Origin of the sequence: Gordonia sp. UBA7860 (genome assembly GCF_002500165.1) — a bacterium.
GTDB classification, from domain to species: Bacteria; Actinomycetota; Actinomycetes; order Mycobacteriales; family Mycobacteriaceae; genus Gordonia; species Gordonia sputi.
Window position 1 is genome coordinate 16,897 of record NZ_DLSO01000153.1, and the last position, 321, is coordinate 17,217.

At 65.1% G+C, this 321-nt stretch carries 1 protein-coding gene; it reads left to right on the forward strand.

Annotated features, from left to right (window positions below; translation table 11 throughout):
* Positions 1 to 144 precede the first annotated feature (144 nt).
* A partial coding sequence (locus B3T59_RS19165) for an HAD hydrolase family protein (protein WP_287004815.1) occupies positions 145 to 321 on the forward strand: 177 nt, incomplete at its 3' end.

Sequence of the window (321 nt, forward strand, 5' to 3'; positions counted from 1 at the left end):
CGACGACCTCGCCGCCATCGACGCCGAACTGGTCAAGGTGGCGGTCTACGACTTCGACGGAATCGAAGACTCCACCGCCCCGCGATCTCGGCACTGCAGATCGATGCCGAAGTCGTTGTGTCCGGACAACATTGGCTCGACGTGATGACCCGCGGCGTCGACAAGTCGCAGGCCGTTCGGGCAGTGCAGAGTCGGCTCGGTATCAGTCCGGCGCAGACAATGGTCTTCGGTGACTACCTCAACGACCTCGGGATGCTCGGCACCGCCGACTGGTCGTACGCGGTTGCCAACGCGCACCGCGACATCCTCGACGCCGCGCGC